This is a genomic window from Klebsiella sp. 141162, assembly GCF_050600755.1.
In the GTDB taxonomy this organism is placed as follows: Bacteria; Pseudomonadota; Gammaproteobacteria; order Enterobacterales; family Enterobacteriaceae; genus Klebsiella; species Klebsiella aerogenes.
In genome coordinates this window covers 579998-603540 of record NZ_JAQIRI010000002.1, presented here as the reverse complement: position 1 = coordinate 603540, position 23543 = coordinate 579998, and the positions used below count along the sequence as shown (strand labels likewise).

General features: G+C 55.4%; 20 protein-coding genes. 8 read left to right on the top strand and 12 right to left on the bottom strand.

The window, feature by feature from the left end:
• Positions 1 to 79: 79 nt before the first annotated feature.
• Positions 80 to 949 carry a helix-turn-helix transcriptional regulator gene (locus PGR23_RS10445; protein WP_047049416.1) on the top strand — a complete coding sequence of 290 codons (870 nt, stop codon included), beginning with the start codon at positions 80 to 82 and terminating at the stop codon, positions 947 to 949.
• A 24-nt stretch (positions 950 to 973) separates the two neighbouring features.
• The gene (locus PGR23_RS10440) at positions 974 to 2029 is read left to right on the top strand and encodes a DUF2157 domain-containing protein (protein ID WP_396279848.1); all 1056 of its coding nucleotides are present in this window, start codon (positions 974 to 976) and stop codon (positions 2027 to 2029) included.
• 419 nt (positions 2030 to 2448) lie between these two features.
• On the opposite strand, the gene nfsB is transcribed toward PGR23_RS10440, so the two are convergent.
• The 3 genes from nfsB to PGR23_RS10425 form a co-directional block, all read right to left on the bottom strand.
• Entirely contained in the window at positions 2449 to 3102 is a 654-nt protein-coding gene (gene nfsB / locus PGR23_RS10435) for an oxygen-insensitive NAD(P)H nitroreductase (protein WP_047049412.1), read from the bottom strand.
• A 120-nt stretch (positions 3103 to 3222) separates the two neighbouring features.
• A complete protein-coding gene (locus PGR23_RS10430; protein WP_015367809.1) occupies positions 3223 to 3591 on the bottom strand; it encodes an MmcQ/YjbR family DNA-binding protein in 369 nt (122 codons plus the stop codon).
• Positions 3591 to 4172, bottom strand: a complete 582-nt coding sequence (locus tag PGR23_RS10425) for a TetR/AcrR family transcriptional regulator (RefSeq protein WP_047049409.1) — start codon at positions 4170 to 4172, stop codon at positions 3591 to 3593. Before PGR23_RS10425 ends, PGR23_RS10430 begins: the two co-directional genes overlap by 1 nt.
• A 173-nt stretch (positions 4173 to 4345) precedes the next feature.
• Between PGR23_RS10425 and PGR23_RS10420 the strand changes: the two genes are divergently transcribed.
• On the top strand, positions 4346 to 5461 hold the full coding sequence (locus tag PGR23_RS10420; protein WP_380378588.1) for an MBL fold metallo-hydrolase: 1116 nt from the start codon (positions 4346 to 4348) through the stop codon (positions 5459 to 5461).
• A 32-nt stretch (positions 5462 to 5493) separates the two neighbouring features.
• The gene (locus PGR23_RS10415) at positions 5494 to 5835 is read left to right on the top strand and encodes a RamA family antibiotic efflux transcriptional regulator (RefSeq protein WP_015367806.1); all 342 of its coding nucleotides are present in this window, start codon (positions 5494 to 5496) and stop codon (positions 5833 to 5835) included.
• Positions 5836 to 5891: 56 nt separating this feature from the next.
• On the opposite strand, the gene PGR23_RS10410 is transcribed toward PGR23_RS10415, so the two are convergent.
• The gene (locus PGR23_RS10410) at positions 5892 to 6140 is read right to left on the bottom strand and encodes a DUF1158 domain-containing protein (protein ID WP_015704686.1); all 249 of its coding nucleotides are present in this window, start codon (positions 6138 to 6140) and stop codon (positions 5892 to 5894) included.
• A 499-nt stretch (positions 6141 to 6639) separates the two neighbouring features.
• Here PGR23_RS10410 and PGR23_RS10405 point away from each other — a divergent pair, with 499 nt between their 5' ends.
• Positions 6640 to 9375, top strand: coding sequence for a cation-transporting P-type ATPase (locus PGR23_RS10405; protein ID WP_396279847.1), 2736 nt, complete (start codon positions 6640 to 6642; stop codon positions 9373 to 9375).
• A 44-nt stretch (positions 9376 to 9419) separates the two neighbouring features.
• Here the strand turns inward: PGR23_RS10405 and PGR23_RS10400 are convergent, their stop codons facing one another.
• The 5 genes from PGR23_RS10400 to betI form a co-directional block, all read right to left on the bottom strand.
• Complete coding sequence (locus tag PGR23_RS10400) at positions 9420 to 10148, bottom strand: phosphodiester glycosidase family protein (RefSeq protein WP_396279846.1); 729 nt, start codon at positions 10146 to 10148, stop codon at positions 9420 to 9422.
• A 48-nt stretch (positions 10149 to 10196) separates the two neighbouring features.
• Positions 10197 to 11312: a YbdK family carboxylate-amine ligase gene (locus PGR23_RS10395; RefSeq protein ID WP_063414688.1), complete on the bottom strand. Its 1116-nt coding sequence runs from the start codon at positions 11310 to 11312 to the stop codon at positions 10197 to 10199.
• 159 nt (positions 11313 to 11471) lie between these two features.
• On the bottom strand, positions 11472 to 13136 hold the full coding sequence (gene betA / locus PGR23_RS10390) for a choline dehydrogenase (RefSeq protein WP_045392819.1): 1665 nt from the start codon (positions 13134 to 13136) through the stop codon (positions 11472 to 11474).
• Positions 13137 to 13150: 14 nt separating this feature from the next.
• Positions 13151 to 14623, bottom strand: coding sequence for a betaine-aldehyde dehydrogenase (betB, locus tag PGR23_RS10385; RefSeq protein WP_396279845.1), 1473 nt, complete (start codon positions 14621 to 14623; stop codon positions 13151 to 13153).
• An 11-nt stretch (positions 14624 to 14634) separates the two neighbouring features.
• The gene (gene betI, locus PGR23_RS10380; protein ID WP_213797384.1) at positions 14635 to 15228 is read right to left on the bottom strand and encodes a transcriptional regulator BetI; all 594 of its coding nucleotides are present in this window, start codon (positions 15226 to 15228) and stop codon (positions 14635 to 14637) included.
• A gap of 128 nt (positions 15229 to 15356) precedes the next feature.
• Here betI and betT point away from each other — a divergent pair, with 128 nt between their 5' ends.
• The 3 genes from betT to PGR23_RS10365 all read left to right on the top strand — a co-directional run bounded on the left by betT (position 15357) and on the right by PGR23_RS10365 (position 20268).
• Positions 15357 to 17390 carry a choline BCCT transporter BetT gene (betT, locus tag PGR23_RS10375; RefSeq protein ID WP_015704693.1) on the top strand — a complete coding sequence of 678 codons (2034 nt, stop codon included), beginning with the start codon at positions 15357 to 15359 and terminating at the stop codon, positions 17388 to 17390.
• A 212-nt stretch (positions 17391 to 17602) separates the two neighbouring features.
• Positions 17603 to 19894 carry a type VI secretion system Vgr family protein gene (locus PGR23_RS10370; RefSeq protein WP_226473719.1) on the top strand — a complete coding sequence of 764 codons (2292 nt, stop codon included), beginning with the start codon at positions 17603 to 17605 and terminating at the stop codon, positions 19892 to 19894.
• 8 nt (positions 19895 to 19902) lie between these two features.
• A complete protein-coding gene (locus PGR23_RS10365; protein ID WP_047049397.1) occupies positions 19903 to 20268 on the top strand; it encodes a hypothetical protein in 366 nt (121 codons plus the stop codon).
• 79 nt (positions 20269 to 20347) lie between these two features.
• On the opposite strand, the gene PGR23_RS10360 is transcribed toward PGR23_RS10365, so the two are convergent.
• The 3 genes from PGR23_RS10360 to PGR23_RS10350 form a co-directional block, all read right to left on the bottom strand.
• The gene (locus PGR23_RS10360; protein WP_047049395.1) at positions 20348 to 21379 is read right to left on the bottom strand and encodes a methionine synthase; all 1032 of its coding nucleotides are present in this window, start codon (positions 21377 to 21379) and stop codon (positions 20348 to 20350) included.
• 25 nt (positions 21380 to 21404) lie between these two features.
• Entirely contained in the window at positions 21405 to 22385 is a 981-nt protein-coding gene (locus tag PGR23_RS10355) for a DUF1852 domain-containing protein (protein ID WP_047049391.1), read from the bottom strand.
• A gap of 274 nt (positions 22386 to 22659) precedes the next feature.
• Complete coding sequence (locus PGR23_RS10350; protein WP_047049390.1) at positions 22660 to 23445, bottom strand: SDR family oxidoreductase; 786 nt, start codon at positions 23443 to 23445, stop codon at positions 22660 to 22662.
• Positions 23446 to 23543: the final 98 nt, after the last annotated feature.

Sequence of the window (23543 nt, the reverse complement as noted above, 5' to 3'; positions counted from 1 at the left end):
GGCCGTAGCATCTCCGATTAATTAAACGGGTACCAGTTCCTGTCTATACTGGTATTGGTACTACCATGTTGGAGGAATAATGACGCTAATACTGCAACGTGAGGCGCTGAATCTCGCGCCCGATGATAGCCGTAAACAGCTGGGGGCATTTCTGCGCGCCCGCCGCGAAAGCCTTGACCCGCAGCGTCTCGGCCTGCCGCGCGTCGGGCGGCGGCGGACGCCGGGGCTGCGCCGGGAGGAAGTGGCGATGCTGGCGGACGTCGGCGTGACCTGGTACACCTGGCTTGAGCAGGGGCGGGAAGTGAATCCGTCGGCGGCGGTATTAAGCGGCGTGGCCAGCGCGCTTCAGTGCAGCCCGCTGGAGACCCGTCATCTGTTCGTTCTGGCAGGCTTAACGCCCCCGGAGAATACGCAGGCCACGGTCTGCGAGGGGATAAGCCCCGGAACCCGACGCATGCTTGATAGCCTGATGCCGCAGCCCGCCAGCATTCAGAAACCGAACTTTGATATCGTCGCCTGGAATGACAGCTTTTGCCGTCTGATGGGCGTTGATTTCGCGACGATTGCCGAAGAAGACCGCAATTGTATCTATCTCTATCTCACCTGCGAAGCCTGGCGTAGCCGCATTGAAAATCGCGACGTGTTGCCGACTTTTGTTTCCTATTTTCGCGCGGCGATGGCTGAGCATCGCGGTTCGCCAGAGTGGGAAGACAAGCTGGCGCGCTTTTTCGCCGCCTCAGCGGAGTTCGAAGCGCTATGGCACCAGCGCTATGAGGTGCGCGGCGTCGAAAATCAGGTGAAAAATTTCAACCATCCGCAGCTCGGACGCTTTAGCCTGCAGCAAATGTACTGGTATTCCGCGCCGCGCAACGGTTCGCGTCTGCTGGTCTATTTACCGCTGGATGAAACCGGAGAACAGGCGCTGGCCTGGCTGGATCAACAGGGCTAAGCCCGCAATGGACAAGGAACGCTTATGAACGTCACCCGCAAACAACAGCGGATTATTCAACGCGCAATCGAGCAATGGCAACAGGAGGGGGTCCTGAACAGCAGCGACGGCCAACGGCTATCAGCGTCGCTATCTGTCCGTGCTTTCGACTGGCAGCGCCTGAGCCGCTACGCCTTCTGGACCGCGATAGCCTGCGTACTGATTGCGCTGGGCAGCCTGTTCGCCGATGCCGAACTGATTGCCGCGATTATCAATCTGTTCAGCGACTCCGCTGTCGCGCGCATTATCCTGCCGACGCTGCTGGCCATCGCATTTTATTATTGGGGGTTCCGCCGTCAGCGTCGCGAAGCGCAGTGGCACTATAGCACCGAGGCGATTTTGTTCCTCGGCGTGATCTGCACCGCCATTGCCTTGTGGCAGCTAGGCGATCGGCTGGACGACGGCAGCGGCCACGTGGCGCCGCTGATACTGCTCGGCTGCGCGATTTACGGCCTGATAGGGTATTTCGCCCGCTCCGGGCTGGTGTGGCTGTTCTTCCTGCTGGCGTTAGGTAACTGGTTTGGCGCGGAAACCGGCTATATATCAGGCTGGGGGGCCTACTGGCTAGGGATGAGCTTCCCGATTCGTTTCGTGCTGTTCGGCGGCGTGCTGCTGGCGCTGTGCTACTTGATGCAAAATGTGTTACGCCAGCGGCAGTTGTTTACCGTCAGTAAGGCGATGGGGCTGACCTGGCTGTTTGTCGCGCTGTGGATCCTGTCGATATTCGGCAACTACGATTCCGAGAGCTGGTATGGGGTCAGTCAGGCGCAACTGCTGCCGTGGGGACTGCTGTTTGCGCTGGCGGCGGTGATCTGTATTTATATCAGCCTGAAAACCGACGATGGCATGCTGCGTGGATTTGGCCTGACGTTCCTCGCCATCAACCTCTACACCCGCTTCTTCGAATTCTTCTGGTACAGCCTGCACAAGGTGGTGTTTTTCCTGATCCTGGCGGCGTCGCTGGCGATGATTGGCCGCTACGCCGAGCGGATCTGGCACGCCGGCGAGGGGGAGAAAAGTAACCCTCCCCGGTGGCGCTAACGCTTACCGGGGCTACCAACCGAGTACTGGACCGTAGCCCTTGTTATCGGTTTTCGACTGCTTCGCTCCTGGAAAAACGGTTGTTCTGCGCTGTTTCCGAGACATTGCGCTCCCGATAATTCTTCTGCGTTATGTCTCTCATGGTGCAGGGAGCGCACAGAGGGCTCTGGCCGCCAAAATCGCCACTTCGTGGTGCCTTCGACTTATCCCGGCAGGCTCCGGGTCGGGCCGAGGCAGCGTCCCTGCAAATCACGGCCCTCAGCCCGCATCCATGCGGGCTGCCCCGGCCTTCCGGGAACGTCTCAGCGATTTTGAGGCCACCAACACCAGCAGTTTCAGTCAGCATTGATGCGGTTGTAACGGGGGTAGCCCGGATAAGGCGCAAAGCGCCGCCATCCGGGGAGGGCAGCGCGCGGAGATTAGATCTCGGTGATGGTAGTGGACTGCGGCAGGCGGGATTTCGGCAGCGTGGCGTTGAAGTCTTCCACGCTGTGATGACCGACCGGCACGACGACCACGCTGGTATAACCTTGCGCTTTCAGGCCAAACTCTTCGTCGAGGATGGCGAAATCGACGCCTTCGATCGGCACCGCATCCAGCCCCATTGCCGCCACGCCGAGCAGGAAGTTGCCCACGTTAAGATAAACCTGTTTCGCCATCCACTGATCGTCATCTTTCAGCTCTTTGCGGTGCATATCAGCAAAGAAGGTGCGGCCTTTGTGGTTGCCGGCTTTGGCTTCCGGAGTGGCAAAACGGCCATCAGCGTCTTCCTGATCAACGACTTTTTCCAGCCACGCATCGTCCATCGCGGTTTTCGCACAGAACACGACAACGTGGGAAGCGTCGAGGATTTTACGTTCGTTGAACACGTAGGTGCCGCTGGCCGCTTTCGCGACGCGGGCTTTGCCTTCATCGCTGCTGGCGACGATAAAGTGCCACGGCTGGGAGTTGGTGCTCGACGGGCTATATTGCAGCAGCGTTTTCAGGTTTTCCGCCTGTTCGGCCGTCAGCTTTTTCGCCGGATCAAAGGCCTTAGTGGAGTAACGTTTTAAGGCAACTGAGATAATATCCATGACTCTTCCTCACAATTTTCAGCCCCTTACGGGCACATTTCGTGGGAGGAAGAGTACAGCGATGCGCGGGAAATGATAAGAGTGAAAAATGCGATAACACTTATCGCATTTATTTGAAAATCAGCCGGGACGCAGCCGACGTTGGTCTTTTTTCGCCAGCTTATCCACCACCAGATTCCACGAGTCGTCAATAAGCTCGGCAAGTAAATCCTCGCTGATATCCTCGCCCGGCACGACGGTGATCCAGTGCTTTTTGTTCATGTGATAGCCCGGCTCGATACTGCGGTAAATTTGCTGATTGAGCAGCGATTTTTGCGGATCGGCCTTCAGGTTGACGATTGCCCGCCCGCGAAGGGTCATGGTTAGCATGAAGATACGCCCGCCGACTTTAAACACGTCATACTCCGGGCCAAACGGCCAGCAGTGCTCAGTGAAAGGGTAGGTCAGCGCGATACGCTGCGCGTGATGGTGTAGCGCTTCGTTATCCATTAATGCTCACTCTCATGCAGCGCATTCCACATCGCCTCAAAACCGAGGGCGATAAGCTCACGGGCGCGCTGCGGATCGTGGCTGGCGAACTCGATGGTGGTCTCGGCCAGCGACAGGAACAGGGCATCGCCGAAAGCGCGATAGGCGTCGCTAAGGAAAACCGCTTTCACCGATAGTTGGCACATCTCGTTAAGCTCGGGAAAACTCTCTTTGACCAGGCTGCGGGTTTCATCGGTGATGCGTTCGCTCAATGCCATACGGCGAATGGCGCGATATTCCATAGGGTTACGCATCCCCCAGTCGATATAGCTGTTCCAGATATTGCGCGCGTTTTCCTTTGGGCGTTTTTCGTCAGGGTTGAGCCCGGCGATCATGGTCTGCACCAGGCGCAGCTTAATAGCGAGGTATAACTCGTTGAGCAACTCATCTTTGGTGGCGAAATAGCGAAACAGCGTCCCCTCGGCAACCCCCGCGCTGCGGGCTATCGCCGATGTTGAAGCGGCAATGCCGGACTGGGCGAAAGCGGCCGTAGCGGCTTCCAGTAACGCTTGTTTTTTATCTTCACTCTTAGGACGAGCCACTACATTTTACCTCGCTGAAAGTTAAACCCCGATCTAATCACGGCGGACCGCGCAACTGCAACGGCAGATGTCAAAAATTGAAAATAGGCTTGACGATTTTCGACTCCTTCCTAATAATGAGTGCTTACTCACTCATAATCAAGTTATATCATAAAGTCCCCTGGATGGGGCTTTTGTCTGGTCAGGATATGAACCGTGTCACCTTTAGCGTGGTCGCCATTATGTTATTAGCAGCAACAACGACATTGCCGTTTGTTCTCAATGCCGGTTTTGGCAAAGCGCCAAAGGGTGCGCAGCTTAGTCTTGTCGAACAGTCGCCGAATTACCGTGACGGCCAGTTCCATAACCAACTGCCGACGCCGGGATTCACCGGGCAGAAAAACATGTTGGCCGCGTGGTGGGATTTCCTGGTGACTAAGCGAGAAAACGCACGCCCGCTGCAGCCGTTGCCGCTGGTGAATACCGATCTTGCCAGCCTGCCGTCTGGCGAAGACGTGATGGTCTGGCTTGGCCACTCATCGTGGTATCTGCAGCTGGCGGGGAAACGTATCCTGATCGATCCGGTATTTAGCGATTATGCCGCGCCATTCTCTTTCATCAATAAAGCCTTTCCCGGCGACTACCCGTGGAAGGCGCAGCAGATGCCGGAGATCGATGTGTTGGTAATTTCCCACGATCACTATGACCATCTCGACTACGCCACTATCAAAGCGCTGATGCCGAAAGTTAAACGCGTGGTGACGCCGCTCGGCGTCGGTTCGCATCTGCGCTACTGGGGAATGGATGCGGCGATTATCAACGAAGTGGACTGGAACCAGACGGTAAAAATCAGCGATGAACTGACCGTACACGCGCTGCCGGCTCGCCATTTTTCCGGCCGCGGGCTGAAACGCAACCAGACCTTGTGGGCCAGCTTCCTGTTCGTCACCCCGCAGCAAAAGATTTATTACAGCGGCGATAGCGGCTATGGCCCGCATTTTAAGGCGATTGGCGAGCAGTTTGGTCCTATCGACCTGGCGATCATGGAAAACGGTCAATATGACCAGGACTGGAAGTACATCCACATGATGCCGGAAGAAACGGCGCAGGCCGCCGATGATTTACGCGCCCGGTCGGTATTACCGGGGCATGCCGGACGCTTTGTGCTGGCAAAACACAGCTGGGACGATCCGTACCAGCGGCTGGCGGCAGCCAGTGAAGGACGTGAGTGGCATTTAGTCACGCCAATGCTGGGCGAACCGGTGTGGGTCGCTGATAAGACACAATCATTTAACGCCTGGTGGCGCTAACCGCCAGAGTGGTTCAGGAGGAGAGAAGAGATATGAATATATCCGCTCAGGTGATTGACACTATCGTGGAATGGATTGATGACAATCTGCATCAACCGCTGCGAATTGATGATATTGCGCGCCATGCCGGGTATTCGAAATGGCATCTGCAACGGCTGTTTTTACAGTACAAAGGGGAAAGTCTCGGGCGCTACATTCGCGAGCGTAAACTGCTGCTGGCGGCGCGCGACCTGCGAGATACCGACCAGCGGGTTTATGATATCTGCCTGAAATACGGCTTTGATTCGCAGCAAACCTTCACCCGTATCTTTACCCGTACCTTCAATCAGCCGCCGGGCGCGTATCGCAAAGAGAACCACAGCCGTGCGCACTGAGCGCCGGCCGCATACCAGTCCGCCTTTATCGGCGGGCTTTTTTTCTCTCTTACTGCTTAATCTGCCAGTGAGAACCAGCGGCGCCATACCCAGCGTAATACCAGGTACTCGACGACTCCCAGCGCTAAGAACCACAGGCAGAAGATCAAGGTATAGAGCTGGTTGAGATCCATCAGGTGGAAGGATGTGACTAGCTTTTGCGCCAGCGTCAGGCCGAGCGAGGGCGCCGGCAATAGCAAGCAAGAAATCAGGGCTAACAGCAAAATGCCGGCGGCGGATAATAGCGTTTCCAGCGGGTGTTTCATTATGATGTTAATCGTCAGTTAAAAAACATATTGTCCGGTAAAAAGTCCGTTAACGCAATATGCTTTATCCGCTGATTAATTTACGTCATTCATATTATTTCTAATACTATTAATTAAAACCCCCTGTTAATTTATTGAGTAATATTTGTGATTAAGTTAATTGCATCGTGATGTAAATTACCGTCATTTATTACCCCAGCATTTTTACAAAAGTATAAGTACTATATCCCACAATGGTGGCGATAATGATTGCCAGTACGACATACAGCGCCAGACGGCGTCCACGGTAGATTCCAAACATGTTTTACCTCGTTTAGAAATGGTTTAGAAATACTCTGTAATATTTGTTTTCAGAACCAACTTACCATGTATTTTTAAATTTGCGAGTAAATAAATGTTGTGGCTGGATAATTTGATCTTGCTCGCAAAACGCATTAATTCATTGGCCAGAAATGATTTCAGGCTTTCCGATTCACGGAATTTAAAAGGAAACTTTATTTTGACCAGCATGATTAATCCCCACAACATCACGCCCTCGGGCGACGTCGCGCCGCAGCAGGCTTATCAGCAAACAGTCGAGGCGGTACTGGCGCAAAAAAAGAGCCATGCCGACGGTCTCAGCACCGCTGAAGCCGCCGGTCGCCTGAAATCATACGGCCCTAACGCGCTGCCGGAAAAGAAAGGCAAACCGGCATGGCTGCGTTTTCTCGCCCACTTCAACGATGTCCTGATTTACGTCCTGCTGGCCGCTGCTGCGCTCACCGCGGTGATGGGCCACTGGGTCGATACTCTGGTTATTCTCGGCGTTACCGTCATTAATGCGTTGATCGGTCATATTCAGGAGAGCAATGCCGAAAAATCGCTGCAGGGGATCCGCAACATGCTCTCCAGCGATGCCCGCGTGCTGCGCAACGGCAAGCATGAAACCATCCCCACTCGTGACCTTGTGCCGGGCGATATTGTTATTTTGCGCGCCGGCGACCGCGTTCCGGCGGATCTGCGCCTGATTGAAAGCCACAATCTACGGGTCGAAGAGGCGATCCTCACCGGCGAGTCGACGGTGGTGGATAAAACCACCGTGACGCTACAGGGCGAACTGCCGTTGGGCGACCGCACCAATATGGTCTTCTCCGGCACCACTATCAGCGCCGGCAGCGGCGTCGGTGTGGTTACCGCTACCGGTCAAGAGACCGAGCTAGGCCACATCAATCAGATGATGGCGGCTATTGAAAAGCACCGTACTCCGTTGCTGGTGCAGATGGATAAACTGGGGAAAGCGATTTTTGTCATCATCCTCGCGATCATCCTCGCGATGATGGTGGCGCTGTTCTTCTTCAGCCTCGCGCTGCGCGATATCCCGCTGGGCGAGCTGCTGCTGTCGCTGATTAGCCTCGCGGTGGCGGCGGTACCGGAAGGACTGCCGGCGATTATCTCGATTATCCTGTCGCTCGGCGTACAGACGATGGCGCGTAAGCGGGCGATTATCCGCAAGCTGCCGACGGTTGAAACGCTTGGCGCGATGACCGTGGTGTGTTCGGATAAGACCGGCACCCTGACCATGAACGAGATGACGGTGAAAGCGATCATCACCGCCGACTGCTGCTACCGCGTTGAAGGCGACAGCTATGAGCCGCAGGGGCGCATTTTCCAGGAGGGCAGCGACGAGCCGGTGGTGGTCCAGCCGGGCAGCGTGCTGGAAACCTACCTGCGCACCATCGATCTGTGCAATGACAGCCAGATCGTTCAGGACGAACGTGGCCTGTGGAGCATCACCGGCGGCCCGACCGAAGGGGCGCTGAAGGTATTAGCGGCGAAAGCCCAGTTAGCGCCGGTCGTCACCCGGCTGGTGGCGAAAATTCCGTTCGACTCGCAGTACAAATACATGGCCACCCATCAGCAGATTGGCGATGAGGAGCGGGTACTGATTACCGGCGCGCCGGATGTCATCTTCGCCCTGTGCGGCCAGCAGATGAGCAAGCAGGGGCCAATGCCGTTTGACCGTCAGTACTGGGAAGACGAAATGGCGCGCTTTGCCCGCCAGGGGTTACGGATGGTTGCCGCCGCCTGCAAACCGGCAGCCGTCGGCAGCGCCGCGTTGACCCACGATGACCTGAGGGAAGGGCTGGTGTTCCTCGGCATCGCCGGAATGATGGATCCGCCGCGTCCGGAGGCGATTGACGCGATCCACGCCTGCCAGGCCGCCGGGATCCGCGTGAAGATGATCACCGGCGACCACCCGCAGACGGCGATGAGCATCGGTCAGATGCTGGGGATCGCCAACAGCCGCCAGGCGATGACCGGCTATCAGCTTGAGCATATGGATGATGCCGAGCTGGCGAAGGCGGCGGTGGAGTTTGATATTTTCGCCCGTACCAGTCCGGAGCATAAGCTGCGTCTGGTAAAGGCGCTGCAGGATAGCGGCGAAGTGGTCGGCATGACCGGTGACGGCGTTAACGACGCCCCGGCGCTGCGCCAGGCCGACGTGGGCATCGCCATGGGCATTAAAGGGACCGAGGTGACCAAAGAGGCCGCCGATATGGTGCTCACCGACGACAACTTCGCCACCATCGCCAGTTCGGTGAAGGAGGGGCGTCGCGTCTACGACAACTTGAAAAAGACCATCCTGTTCATCATGCCGACCAACCTCGCGCAGGGACTGTTGATCATCATCGCGCTGCTGGCGGGCAATATTATTCCGCTGACGCCGGTGCTGATTTTGTGGATGAACATGGCGACCTCGGCCACGCTCTCCTTCGGCCTGGCCTTTGAAGCCGCCGAGCGCAACGTGATGAACCGTCCACCGCGTAAGACCGGCCAGCACGTGATGGATGGGTTCGCCGTCTGGCGCGTCGCTTTTGTCGGTTCGATGATTGCCGTCGCCGCTTTTGTTCTCGAAGCCTGGCTGGCGCCGCGTGGCCACAGCGCCGAGTTCATCCGCACCGTGCTGCTGCAGATGCTGGTGACCGCGCAGTGGGTCTATATGATTAACTGCCGCAGCAGCGACAGTTTCTCCCTGAACAAAGGGTTGCTGCGCAACAAAGGCATCTGGCTGGTGACCGGCGTCCTGTTGCTGATGCAGCTGGTCATCATCTATGTACCGCTGATGCAGAACATGTTCGGCACTGAGGCGCTGCCGCTGCGCTACTGGTTCGTGACTCTGGTGATTGGTGTGGCTATGTTCCTGGTGGTTGAAATTGAGAAGCGGCTGACCCGCCGTTTCCGTAAAGCTGCCTGATCCCCTCCGGCGCCCCTTCAGGATTGAGCGGGCGCCATTTTCCTTTAGCCTGGTTTTTTGATTTCCACCGCGATCATGGTGACGAACGGATGGTACTGCCACGGTATGCTGCCGCCCTTTTGATACATTTTTGAGATGGTGCCGTCGAGGTAGAGCATCTGGCGCACGTGGAGTTTGGACTGCGCGTAACAGGCGAAATCGTAGAAATTGGTTTCACGCTCGCTAAGCATAAATACCACCCGTCCCTGCTTATCAATGCCGACGCCGTTGCGCAGTTTGCGCGAGCTGGCGGAGGGCTTCAGCCGCCAGTTGATGGCGCCGTTTTCAATCAGCATTGGCCCGGACTGCACGGCGTAGGTTATCTCAGGCGATGGCTTAAAGTTGTTGATAGGCGTTATTCCCGCCCGCTGGTCCTTTAGCCAGAATACGCCGCCGGGGCGGATGAAAAAGTTGCCGCCGCCGGAGGCGCGGTTGAGCGGCTTTAGCAGCTCGCCGTTTTCGATATACAAGCCCAGCGGTTCGTAGGCCTTATCGTATATCCCGCCGTTCATCGCCATCTGGACGCTGCCGTCTTTATCGATATCGGACAGCAGCGAACGCAACGATCCCCAGGCTTTACCATTTTGCTTTTGCCAGTACATCACGATGCGCTCCTGCTGCGGATTAACCGTATAGCTTTGCAAGGTCAGCGTCGGGTCGGTGAGCGTACAGGCGGCATGGGTAAAAGCGGTGAAGGGAAGAAGCGCAAGAGGGATCAGGCGGCGTAATAACATGAACATTCCTTTTAAATATCCTGCGCCGAGTATACCCGTTTCGCTTCCTTATGCCGCCCAAATCTCGCAATGCTTTTGTACCAGACCAATCAGCGAACCGCCGTTGGCGATGAATTCGCGCATCTGCTGCGCTTCGCTGATGGGGGACCTGGCCTGGCGCACAACCGACTCCAGCGCCGCGCTGGCATGCACCTTGTGGGCAAAAGGCGCCAATCGGTCGGCCAGCTGCAGAATGTTCGCGCGGATGCTCTGCTGTTCGCCGGACCAGACATCGGTTATCACCCCGTCGAGGCCGTAGCGACAGGCCTGATAGCGGTTGAAAGGGTAGAGGAGGTAATCCTCCGGCTGATGTTTAAACGGCCGTTCGCTTAACAGCCAGCAGGCCAGCGTCTGGATAAATCCGGCGATATTCACCGCCTGGCCTATCGTCAGCGGCGTATCCATTACCCGCACCTCGACGGTACCGAACACCGGGCTCGGGCGGATATCCCAGTGCAGATCCTTCATGCTGTCGATCATGCTGGTGTAGCTCAGGCGGCGGAATAAACGCTGAAAGGCATGCCAGTTCTCAACCCACGGCATTGGCCCGTTATCGGGATAGGAAGAGAAACGATTCAGACGCGAACAGGAAAAGCGGCTGTCGGTGCTGTCGAACCACGGCGAGGCGGCGTTGAGGGCAATAAAGTGAGGTACAAAGCGTGACAGCCCGTGCAGCAAATAGATGGCGTCATCGCCGTTCTGACAGCCGACGTGAACGTGCTGGCCAAATACCGTCGCCTGCTTTGCCAGATAGCCGAAGTGCTCGACGGTTTTCACATAGCGCGGATTATCGCTGATTTGCTGGCGCTGCCAGGCGTGGAAAGGGTGCGATCCGCCGCCGCAGATCTGCAGATGGTGACGGAGAGCGGCGCGCTGTACCGCCTGATGGATGGCGCCGAGCTGTGCGGTGGCGTGGCTAATATCGCGACAGATGCCGGTGGCTATCTCCAGCATGCTTTCGGTGATGTCGTGTTTAGCCTCTCCCGTCGTTAGTTCACTTTGCACATCGGCAATCAGCGTGGAGGCATCCTGGCTGAGGTCGTATCCCGGCGGGTTGACGACCTGTAGCTCCAGCTCAATACCAAGCGTAAAAGGCGCTGAGACGTGAAAATCGGGTAGCGTCATCGTCTTTCTCCTGTCCCCGCTTAAACTGCAAGTATAGGTGAAGCGCAGAGAGTGCGGGCGGGATGAGAAAACCCCGGTGGCGCAGTCGCTTACCGGGGCTACAGCGTTGTGCGATTTGGTAGCCCGGATGAGCGTAGCGCAATCCGGGGACCTGCTCGTTTAGCGGCGAACCGGCGCGTCGCCGGCGACATAGTAGGCCGCGGTGCTGCGCGGTAACGGCTGACGCCCGCGAATGGCATCGGCCATCTTCTCGCCAATCATGATCGTGGTGGCGTTCAGGTTGCCGGTAATAATCTGCGGCATAATCGACGCATCGACCACCCGTAACCCTTCCAGACCGTGGACGCGGCCTTCTCCGTCGACCACCGCCATGTCGTCGTACCCCATCTTACAGGTGCCGCACGGGTGGAACGCGGTTTCGGCGTGATTACGCACAAACTCATCTAACTCCGCATCGCTCTGGCACTCAACGCCAGGGCTGATTTCGCGCCCGCGATACTTATCCAGCGCCGGCTGGTTCATGATTTCGCGGGTAATACGGATGGCGTCGCGGAACTCCTGCCAGTCCTGTTCGCTCGACATATAGTTAAACAGGATTGCCGGATGGGCATGCGGGTCGCGCGATTTCAGGCGCACATGGCCGCGGCTTGGTGAACGCATCGAGCCAACGTGGCACTGGAAACCATGCTCTTTAACCGCATTGGAGCCATTGTAGTTAATCGCCACCGGCAGGAAGTGGTACTGAATATTTGGCCAGGCGAATTCCTCGCGGCTGCGGATAAATCCGCCCGCTTCGAATTGATTGCTGGCGCCAATCCCGGTGCCGCCGAACAGCCATTCCGCGCCGATTTTCGGCTGGTTCCACCACTGTAGCGCCGGATACAGCGACACTGGCTCTTTGCACTCGTACTGCAGATACATCTCAAGATGATCCTGCAGATTTTCACCCACGCCGGGCAGGGCGTGGACCAGCGGAATATCAAACTGGCGCAGTAGCTCCGGGTTGCCGACGCCGGAACGCTGCAGAATTTGCGGCGAGGCGATGGCGCCGGCGCACAGCAGCACTTCCTTATTGGCTGTCGCTTTTGACGGCGCGCTGCTATCGCCTTCCAGCCACTCGACGCCGACCGCGCGTTTGCCGTCAAAAATAATGTGATCGGTCATGGCGTGGGTGCGGATGGTCAGGTTTGCGCGGCTGCGGGCCTGATCGAGATAGCCGCGGGCGGTGCTGGCGCGACGCCCCTGCGGCGTCACGGTGCGATCCATCGGGCCAAACCCTTCCTGCTGATAACCGTTGAGATCGTCAGTGCGCGGATAGCCCGCCTGCACGCCGGCTTCCACCATCGCATGGAACAGCGGATTATTATTCTGTTTCGGCGTAGCGACGCTCACCGGGCCGTCGCCGCCGTGATAGTCGTTAGGGCCGATATCGCGGGTTTCCGCTTTTCGGTAATAGGGTAGGCAGTCGAGGTAGCTCCAGTGTTCCAGCCCCGGCGCGGCGGCCCAGTTATCAAGGTCCATGGCGTTGCCGCGGATATAACACATGCCGTTAATTAGCGAGGATCCGCCGAGACCTTTACCGCGTCCGCACTCCATGCGGCGGTGGTTCATATAGGGTTCCGGTTCGGTCTCATAGGCCCAGTTGTAGCGTTTGCCCTGCAGCGGGAAAGCCAGCGCGGCGGGCATCTGGGTGCGGAAATCAAAGCGGTAATCCGGACCGCCCGCTTCCAGCAGCAGGACGGTGGTGTTGGGATCTTCCGTTAAACGCGTCGCGAGGACGTTGCCGGCGGAGCCGGCGCCAATAATGATGTAGTCAAACTGCAAAAATGACCTCCTGGTTAAAATATGGATTGAAACTGACCCATCTCAACCTGGATGGATTTCACTTGGGTATAGCTCTGTAGCGTCATCACGCCATTTTCTCGGCCAATGCCGGAGTGCTTATAGCCGCCGACCGGCATTTCCGCCGGCGATTCGCCCCAGCTGTTGATCCAGCAAATGCCTGCTTCCAGCTGGTGGATGATGCGGTGAGCGCGGTTCAGATCCGGCGTGACGACGCCAGCGGCAAGGCCGTACTCGGTGGCGTTGGCGCGGCGAATCACTTCCGCTTCGTCGTCATAGCTGAGAATCGACATCACCGGTCCGAAGATCTCTTCGCGCACGATAGTCATGTCGTCGGTGCAGTCGGTGAAGACCGTCGGAGCGACCCATGCGCCATTATCGAAGCCTTCGCCTTTGAGCACATCGCCGCCGCACAGCAGGCGAGCGCCTTCGCTTTTGCCGCTCTCGATATAGCGCAGGACATTCTGGCGATGCGGGAAGCTGACCAGCGGGCCGAAGTTGGTATCGTCGGCAAACAGGTCTCCGGCGTGGATACGGCCCACGCGCTCCAGGATCTTGTGCTCAAATTCGGCTTTAAATTTCGCGGGCACAAACACGCGGGTGCCGTTGGTGCAGACCTGACCGGAGCTGTAGAAATTGGCCATCATGGCGATATCGGCGGCGAGGTCGAGGTTGGCATCTTCCGCGATAATCAGCGGTGATTTACCGCCCAGCTCCATGGTCACCTCTTTTAAAGAAGAGGCGGCGGAGTTGGCCATGACTTTTTTGCCGCTGGCGACACCGCCGGTGAAGGAGATTTTGGCGATGTCCGGATGCTCGGTCAGGTACTGGCCGGTTTCGGCGCCGATCCCCGGCAGGACGTTGAAGACCCCATCCGGCAGACCCGCTTCGCGGTAGATTTCCGCCAGCTTCAGCGCGGTGAGCGGAGTGACTTCGCTTGGTTTAAAGATCATCGCGTTACCGGCGGCCAGCGCCGGGGCCGATTTCCACAGCGCTATCTGGATCGGGTAGTTCCAGGCGCCGATACCGGCGACCACGCCAAGCGGTTCACGGCGGGTGTAGACAAAAGAACTGTCGCGCAGCGGGATCTGGCTGCCTTCCAGCGCCGGGATCAATCCGGCGTAGTACTCCAGTACATCGGCGCCGGTCACGATATCGACGGCGGCGGTTTCGCTCAGCGGTTTGCCGGTATCAAGCGTCTCCAGACGCGCCAGCTCATCGTTACGTTCGCGCAGAATATCAACCGCTTTACGCAGGATCCGCGAGCGCGCCATCGCGCTCATCGCCGCCCAGACTTTTTGCCCCTGTTGGGCGCTTTTTACCGCACGGTCGACGTCTTCACGCCCGGCGGCCTGGACGGTTGCCAGCACTTCCCCAGTGGCAGGGTTGATGGTCTCGAAAGTTTTACCGCTGGTGGCGGCGACAAACTTGCCGTGAATATAAAGCTGCTGTTCGGCCATTCGGGACATGGTTTCCTCCATTATTGCGAAGTCGGTGGCAGATACTGCCTGATGAAATGGTCCGCGAGCGCCTCAGCGCGGGCTTTGTCGAGCGGTTTACCGCTTAACGCCGCCCGCAGCCACAGGCCATCGATCAGCGCCGCCAGGCCATAGCCCGCTTCCTGCGCCTGCTCGCGCGGTAGCTGGCGCTGAAACTCATAGACGATATTCGATAACAAACGCTTACTGCTGACCTGCTGCAGGCGGTAGAGCATCGGCTGGTGCATACTGCTGGCCCAGAAGGCAAGCCAGGCCTTCATCGCCGCGCTGCTTATCTGGCTGTCGTCGAAATTGCCGGCGACGATGGCCCGCAGACGCCGTTCAGCGCTGGCGCCGGGTAGCGCCCGCAGCCGCTGTAACACCGCATGACGTAGCTGGCCGGTGATGTCGCGCATCGTCGCCTCCAGCAGGCCGTTTTTGTCCTTGAAATAGTGGCTGATGATGCCCGTCGATACGCCCGCCCGGCGGGCGATCTGCGCGATGGTGGCGTCATGCATGCCGACCTCATTAATCGCCGCCAGCGTAGCGTCAATCAGCTGTCGCTGACGTATCGATTGCATCCCCAGTTTTGGCATTTCCCGGACTCCATTCATCAGATTTGTTTATCTATTAAAGCGGTTTTTGATTGGACGTTCAATATAAAATGTGTCTTAATTGTTACCGATTTGCTTTTTAATAGTTGCAATAAATGTAAGGAGAATGGATGACAGACCTTTCGCCGAGCAGAGAAAAGGACAAAATCAATCCGGTGGTTTTTTACACTTCCGCAGGACTGATTTTGTTGTTTTCCCTGATGACTATCTTCTTCAGCGATTTTTCCGCGGCCTGGATTGGCCGTACCCTGAACTGGGTTTCTAAAACCTTCGGCTGGTATTATTTACTCGCCGCCACGCTGTATATCGTGTTCGTCGTCTGTATTGCCTGTTCCCGCTTTGGCTCGGTGAAACTGGGGCCGGAGCACTCGAAGCCGGAGTTTAGCGTGCTGAGCTGGGCGGCGATGCTGTTTGCCGCCGGGATCGGCATCGACCTGATGTTCTTCTCGGTCGCCGAACCGGTCACGCAGTATATGCAGCCGCCGGAAGGGGCGGGGCAGACCATGGAAGCCGCCCGCCAGGCGATGGTGTGGACGCTATTCCACTACGGGCTCACCGGCTGGTCGATGTACGCCCTGATGGGAATGGCGCTGGGATACTTTAGCTATCGTTATAATTTGCCGCTTACCATCCGCTCCGCGCTCTATCCTATCTTCGGGAAAAAGATTAATGGCCCCATCGGCCACAGCGTCGATATCGCCGCGGTGATCGGTACGATTTTCGGTATCGCCACCACCCTCGGTATCGGCGTGGTGCAGCTCAATTATGGCCTGAGCGTGCTGTTCCATATTCCTGATTCATTGGGGGCAAAGGCGGCGCTGATTGTATTGTCGGTGATTATCGCCACCATTTCGGTGACCTCCGGCGTGGATAAGGGCATTCGTATCCTTTCCGAGCTCAACGTGGTACTGGCGCTGGGGCTGATCTTATTCATTCTGTTTATGGGCGATACCGAGTTCCTGCTCAATGCGCTGGTGTTGAACGTCGGGGATTACGTCAATCGCTTTATGGGAATGACGCTGAACAGCTTCGCCTTCGACCGCCCGGTGGAATGGATGAATAACTGGACGTTATTCTTCTGGGCCTGGTGGGTGGCATGGTCGCCGTTTGTCGGCTTGTTCCTGGCGCGTATTTCGCGCGGGCGCACCATTCGCCAGTTTGTGGTAGGTACGCTGATTATTCCGTTCACTTTCACCTTGCTGTGGCTGTCGGTATTCGGCAATAGCGCGCTGTATGAAATTATTCACGGCAATGCGGATTTTGCCGCCGAAGCCATCGCTCACCCGGAGCGCGGTTTCTATAACCTGCTGGCGCAGTATCCGGCGTTTACCTTTAGCGCCTCGGTCGCCACCATTACCGGCCTGCTGTTTTACGTCACCTCAGCGGACTCCGGCGCGCTGGTGCTCGGCAACTTCACTTCGAAGCTGAAGGATATTAATAGCGATGCGCCGAACTGGCTGCGCATCTTCTGGTCGGTGGTGATTGGCCTGTTGACCCTCGGTATGCTGATGACTAACGGCATCTCCGCCCTACAGAACGCGACGGTGATCATGGGGCTACCGTTCAGCTTTGTGATTTTCTTCGTGATGGCGGGGTTATATAAGTCATTGAAGGTGGAGGATTATCGCCGTGAAAGCGCCAATCGTGATACCGCGCCGCGCCCGCTTGGCGTGCAGGATCGTCTGAGCTGGAAAAAGCGCCTGTCACGCCTGATGAACTATCCCGGCACGCGCTATACCCGCCAGATGATGGAGACGGTATGCTTCCCGGCGATGGAAGAGGTGGCGCAGGAGCTGAAGCTGCGCGGCGCTTACGTTGAGCTGAAAAGCCTGCCGCCGGAAGAGGGGGATAACCTTGGTCACCTCGATCTGCTGGTGCATATGGGCGACGAACAGAACTTCGTCTACCAGATTTGGCCGCAGCAGTACTCGATTCCCGGTTTTACCTACCGGGCGCGCAGCGGCAAATCGACCTACTACCGTCTTGAGACTTTCCTGCTGGAAGGAAGCCAGGGTAACGACCTGATGGATTACAGCAAAGAGCAGGTGATCACCGATATTCTTGACCAGTATGAGCGGCACCTGAACTTTATTCATCTACACAGGGAAGCGCCGGGGAATAGCGTCACCTTCCCTGGAATGTAAACCCGCTTTTACCAGGGCGTCATGTAATAAATGACGCCCTTTTCTTGCAATCTAATACATTGTCAATTTACAGCTTTAATTATTAAATAGCTATTTAATGTACTATTTGTGCTTAATTAAAATGTTTTATTTGTGTTATTACTGGTTGTCATATAGTCATGGGGGGATATCTACGCTTAAATATCATTATTTGCAAATAATGGAATGAAATAATGAGTCCTCCAGGATTGCTTCCAGGGGCGACAACGATATTTAACCGTATATCTGTTGAGCTTCCGATTGACGGACTTTCTTTCTGGAAATTGTCTGGAGATGCAGCAATTTCAACGCCATTTTCTTTTGAAGCCGTGTTGCTGGCGACGGATGCGCGTATCGATCGTAGCACCTTGCTGGGAGAGTCGGTTACGGTTGCTGTTCCAGTAAAAAACGCGTTAGAACCGCGATATTTTAATGGCAAAGTCACTGGGATTGGCGTGGGGGCGATAGAGCTGTCAGGGAAACGATATGCGGCTTATTCGCTGACGCTTGAATCAGATTTATGGCCGATGCAGCGCGATCGTAATTCGCGCATCTTTCAGGAAAAAACAGTTCCGCAGATTGTGGTCATGCTATTGGCTGAACACCAGGTAAATGTTGAAGATGCGCTGCTGGAACAATATCGTGTCTGGGATTACTGTGTTCAATATCAGGAAAGTAGTTTTGATTTTATCAGCCGCTTAATGGAGCACGAAGGTATTGCTTATTATTTTCGCCACGATCGTGATAAGCATACGCTGGTTCTGGTTGATGCCGCTGAAAGTTATCATTCGATTACTGGTTATGAAGACATTCCCTACCAGTACACATCATTGCGTGGAAGTACGCCGGCCGAGGGCATCTCACGCTGGGCGATGCAGGATAACGTCACTCCGGGGCTATATAGCCTTGATGATTATGATTTTCGTAAACCGAATGCCTGGTTGCTGCAGGCGCGACAAAATCCGCTCTCCCCACGGCCGGGAAAAATTGATGTTTATGACTGGCCTGGTCGCTTTGTGGAGCATGAACAGGGGGCAAACTACGCCCGTCTTCGTCAACAGCGCTGGCAGGTGGAACAGCATAAAATTAACGCTACCTCGACGGCGCCGGGCATTGTGCCTGGCGCGCGATTTCAATTAAGCAACGCGCCGTTCTTTGGCGACAATGGCGAATATCTTACCATCCAGGCGCATTATGAATTCGAGGAAAATCGTTACGCCAGTGGTGCTGATAATCAGGCCATTCAGCGCATTGATTTTGTCGTGATCCCGTCGTCTACCGTCTTCCGTCCGCCACTGGCGACACCCTGGCCGCGTACCTATGGTCCGCAGACAGCAAGAGTGGTGGGCCCTCGGGCTGAGAGTATCTGGACCGATAAATATGGGCGCGTCAAAATGAAATTCCACTGGGATCGAGAAGGAAATAACGACGATAGCAGTTCCTGTTGGGTACGCGTATCGAGCGTCTGGGCAGGACAGGGGTTTGGCGGGATACAGATCCCGAGGGTCAATGATGAAGTGATCGTTGACTTTATTAACGGCGATCCCGACCGCCCAATAATTATCGGGCGCGTTTATAACGAATCTAGTTTACCGCCGTGGGCGCTACCGAACGAGGCCACGCGGATGGGGTTTATGACCCGTAGCAAAGATGGGCATAAAGATAATGCGAGCTATCTTTTCTTCGAAGATCGGGCGGGCAGCGAATCGGTTGATTTACACGCTGAAAGAGATATGAATATTTCAGTAGAGAACGATAAAACTGCGGCTATTGATGGCCACTATCTCACAAAAATAGGCAAAACGCAGACCCATGAAGTGATGGATGACGCCGTTTTTACTTATCTGTCCAGGCGTACCACCAGGGTTGAAAAAGCAGAAGAATCCATTTTTAACCAGGGTGAAACCAAGACAATCGCGAAGGGGAGAAAACTGGCCATCACCGACGGTGGCGATTTTTCACAGATTAACGGTGATGTGACGACCACCATTAATGGTACTGCCTGCACGACAATAAACATCGGCGATCGGTACCTGACCCTGGAAGATGGCAGCATGTGGCTGAAGGTTTCCGCGGGAGGACGGCACGTTGAAATCCACGACGGCGATGAATTAATAGTCCGTAGCGGCGGGCGTAAAAATACCATCATCGGCGGATTAACAACAACCGTAGCTGGAGGTTGGGCCCAAAAAGTGACTACCGGTGATATCGAGATATCGACCCCTGATACCATGATATTGCGAGGAGAAAAGAAAATTGACCTCCAGTGCCCGGATTATTTTGAATATAAAGCGGCGGCGATGTCGGTCAAACTTAATGATACCGCGCTGGCCCTAACAGAAATTAGCGTCAAAGGATTAAAATACGAAACTAATCCCGTGGTGTTTAAGTTTCGCGGCGGCGGGGCGCATTTTGAGATCAATGGTAATAGGCTGGAGTATAATTTATTGTCTTTGCAGACCGCACTATTAACAATCATTACATGAGAAATATAATGGAAAAATATTCAGGGATCATCATTCGTGGGCCCTTCTATGCCTTGATGGCTGCGGTTGTCTTCTGCTTTGCCCGAGGTTTTTTCTTCTACTGGCTGATTAAAAGGGATCCCGTAGCGACTCGCGCTAGTATCGTCTCTTATTATCCTAAAACACCGAACGATCGTGGCGAGGTGAGTATTGTATTAACGTATAGCTTTAGTGTCGGAGGTAAAATTTATAGCAAGGCCAATCAGTTTATGACTATTAATTCGGTGGATCTCGATAAGGTTTATGTGGGAAAAGAGGTGCCCGTGATCTACTATCGGGCTAATCCGAAGTACAGTAAGTTAGATTATTATCATCAGGAGTTAAGACAGAGATGATAACCTTGTGGGGATAAATAACAGCAACCGGGTAGACCCGGCTACTATTTTAGTATCAGAGAGTAGAAATCGGTGAATACTATTTCGCCGCCAGCTCCCGGCGAATGATTTCCGCCCCGGCGCTTAGCGCATGCAGCTTACCGCTGGCGACCTGACGCGATAACGGCGCCATGCCGCAGTTGGTTGATGGATAGAGCTTGTCGGCGTCGACGAACTGCAGGGCTTTACGCAGCGTGCTGGCCACCTCTTCTGGCGTCTCAATGGCGTTGGTCGCCACATCGATTGCTCCGACCATCACTTTCTTACCGCGGATGAGCTCCAGCAGGTCCATCGGTACGCGGGAGTTGTGGCACTCCAGCGAAATAATATCGATAGAAGAGGTCTGCAGTTTCGGGAACGCCTCTTCATACTGGCGCCATTCGGAGCCGAGCGTTTTTTTCCAGTCGGTATTGGCCTTAATGCCGTAGCCATAGCAGATATGTACGGCGGTTTCGCATTTCAGCCCTTCAACGGCTTTTTCCAGCGCGGCGATCCCCCATTCATTGACTTCATCAAAGAAGACGTTAAAGGCGGGTTCATCAAACTGAATAATATCTACCCCGGCGGCTTCTAATTCCCGGGCTTCCTGGTTGAGAATTTTGGCAAATTCCCATGCCAGCTTTTCACGGCTTTTATAGTGATCGTCATACAGCGTATCGATCATGGTCATTGGCCCCGGCAGGGCCCATTTAATCGGTTTGTTGGTGAGTTGACGCAGATATTTCGCATCTTCGACAAACACCGGCTGCTGGCGCTCGACGGCGCTGACGACGGTCGGCACGCTGGCGTCATAGCGGTTGCGAATTCTCACCGTTTGCCGTTTCTCAAAATCGACGCCGCTGAGATGTTCAATAAAGGTGGTGACAAAGTGCTGACGCGTCTGCTCGCCATCGCTGACGATATCAATGCCTGCGCGCAGCTGATCGTCGAGCGATAAACGCAGCGCATCGCGTTTGCCCAATACTAACTCTTCATTCTGTAATTTCCACGGCGACCACAGCGTTTCGGGCTGCGCCAGCCAGGTCGGTTTCGGTAAACTGCCTGCGGTGGATGTCGGGAGCAATGTTTTCATACAGGTGACCTTTATTTTTTATGATTTAGAGAGCGTAATGAGCTGACCATTGCTCAAGAATATGCTGGTACGGCTTAATAAACTGTTGTTCGGTAAATTTGCCCTGTTCAATCGCCAGGCGGCTGCGCTCTTCGCGGTCATAGACAATCCGGGTAAACGAATGATCCTGATTATTCAGGTTCGGCTGATAGCACTGCCCGGCCGCGGAGTTGGCGTTGTAAATTTCCGGGCGATAAATCTTCTGGAACGTTTCCATGGTGCTAATGGTACTAGCAAGCTCAAGGTTGCTGTAATCGCTAAGCAGATCCCCCGCGCAGAAGAAGGCCAGCGGCGCTACGCTATTGGCCGGCATAAAGTAACGCACCTGCAGGCCCATCTTATTGAAATAGGCTTCGGTGAGGGCCACGCCATCCTGCTGGTATTCGACGCCGAGAATAGGGTGCTGATTACCGGTCCGGCGGTAAGTATGCTTATTGGATACGCTCAGGCAGATGACCGGCGATTTTTTAAAACATTCATGGTATTCGGCAGAGTGCGTGAAGTGCTTGAAGATATTGCCATGCAGAACGCCATAATCTTCCGGCACGCTGAAGGTTGCCTTGTCTTTATTATATTCCGGCAGTAATACGCTAAAATCATAATCGCGCACATAAGAGGAAAAGTTATTTCCTACAATGCCTTCGCTACGCGTATTGGTGGCTTTATCGATAATATTGGTTTGCAGAATCTCAATCACCGGGAATGCCGCATTCTGGCCGTTAGCGGTAATATTCATCTCGACTGAGATAATATCGAGTTCGACGGAATAACGGTCGCCGTGCGGATTATCCCACTGCACCAGGTTATTAAAGCGATTATCAATCATCGTCAGCGTGTTGCGCAGGTTCTGCTGACGGTTTTCGCCCCGCGCCAGGTTGGCAAAATTGGTGGTAATACGCGTATTTTTCGCCGGGTTATAGTGTTCATCAAAACGACTGCGTTTAATCGTAAAGGTAAAGTCTGTCATCGTCTCTTTCCACCCTGGGTTCTGATATAAAAATGCAGGTATTTCACATTCCCAGAATGACCTTGCGATTTATCTGGATTTATTATTCAGTAGCATTCATATTGTCTGCAGTTGCTGAAGACTATTTTTGCCAGAGTCATTGAGTGAGTGAAAGAGAGTTAATTTCAATACGGCATGAGCCATCTTCATGATCCGTCATGTGCTCTGCGTAGACGTGCAAGAGTGGAATGAAATAGCCCCGGCTTAGGCATCGTTAGCCGGGGCAAGACCGGTTTTACCAGCAGATAAACCCGCCATCGACCACCAGATCGACGCCGGTGCAGAATGAGGCGGCGTCGCTGGCGAGGAATAGCGCCGGGCCGGCCATCTCTTCAACCTTCGCCATGCGCTGCATCGGGGTCTGGCTTTCAAACTCGCGGGTCTGATGCACCATCTCCGGGCGGGTATTCATCGGCGTGGCGGTATAGCCGGGGCTGATGGCGTTGACGCGGATCCCTTTATCAACCCACTCCATGGCCAGGCTTTTCGACAGGTGGATAACGCCGGCTTTCGAACAGTTGTAATGCGCCTGATCGAGGCCACGGTTAACGATAATCCCCGACATCGAGGCGATATTAATAATCGACCCGCCGCCAGACTCGAGCATCAATTCCGCTTCTGCTTTGCAGGAGTTCCATACGCCGGTGAGGTTGATGTCGATAACCCGCTGCCACTGCTCGCTTTCCATCTCCAGGGCCGGATTGGCGTTGGCGATACCGGCGGCGTTAACGGCGATATCGAGGCGGCCAAAGCGGCTTTTGGCCAGCGCAACGGCGGCGCGCAGGTCGGCAAGCTGGCGGACATCGCCGGTATAAGAACAGGCCTGGCCGCCGATGGATTCAATATGGCCGACCGTTTCCGCCAGGCCGCCGTCGTCGCGAAGATCAAAACAGACCACCCGCGCGCCGGCGCTGGCGAGCGCGCAGGCGATGGTTTGGCCGATGCCGCTGCCGGCGCCGGTCACGAAAGCGACGCGCTCCTGCAGGTTAAACAGCTGCTGTGCAAAGTCTTTGCCGATCATAGTGATTACTCTCTTCAGTATAGTGTCGAACGTCAGGGTCCCGGTTTCCCGGATGGCGGAGCGTAGCGCCTTATCCGGGCTACCCTTCGGCGGTATTA